Origin of the sequence: Clostridium sartagoforme AAU1, from assembly GCF_000401215.1 — a bacterium.
Classification (GTDB): Bacteria; Bacillota; Clostridia; order Clostridiales; family Clostridiaceae; genus Clostridium; species Clostridium sartagoforme.
The window spans coordinates 1-692 of sequence record NZ_ASRV01000274.1 but is presented as its reverse complement, the minus strand read 5'-3'; the positions used below and the strand labels follow the sequence as shown (position 1 = coordinate 692).

Below are 692 nucleotides of genomic sequence, written 5' to 3'. Positions count from 1 at the left end.
TAATATGAATGGAAATAGAAAATAAAGCTGAATTTAGTAATGAATTTAATATACACATTACTAAATTCAGCTTTATTTTCTATTTCCATCATATTATTTCTTATTAAAATAACATATATCTTAAAAATTTCATTTACTGAATCAATTATCTCTTCTCCTGATATGTTTTGATTTCCTAAAAGCATTTTCTTAAATTCATCTATAGATGTTATTAATAAATCCTTATCTAAAATCTCAATGGCCTTCTCCATAGATTTATTTAATTCACTAAAAATTCCTGTAATATATTGATGATTATCTCTAATCTCAACATTTTCAATTAATTTTCCTCTACCTAACAATATTCTTTCTTCCATTGCATAATAGGATAATCTAAAAGATTGATATAACTTACTTAAGTCTTCGACTATACTACCTATACCTAGCGTTAACTCTAAATCCATAAATATATTTTTTGTATTAATAGTTCATCTAAGGCTAATTTAAGTTTCTTTCTAATTATCTTTTTACAACTTTCTTTATAATTTAAAATACAATATCCTACACTATCTTGGAAATATATTTCTAAATCAAAACATTCTGAAGATAAATGATTATTAAATATATCTATGGCTTTTGATTTCAAAATATTAATTTTATTTTTTTCTATTTCTTTAAATCCGAGATCTATTTTAATAGTAATTGCTTGAAAG

The 692-nt window shown here is 22.0% G+C and carries 2 protein-coding genes; both read right to left on the bottom strand.

What is annotated here, in order from left to right; translation table 11 throughout:
- Positions 1-443 (bottom strand): hypothetical protein (locus A500_RS19085; protein WP_040437209.1); only part of this gene is annotated, 443 nt, incomplete at its 3' end.
- A partial coding sequence (locus tag A500_RS20900) for a hypothetical protein (protein WP_040437207.1) occupies positions 434-692 on the bottom strand: 259 nt, incomplete at its 5' end. The genes A500_RS20900 and A500_RS19085, both read right to left, overlap by 10 nt.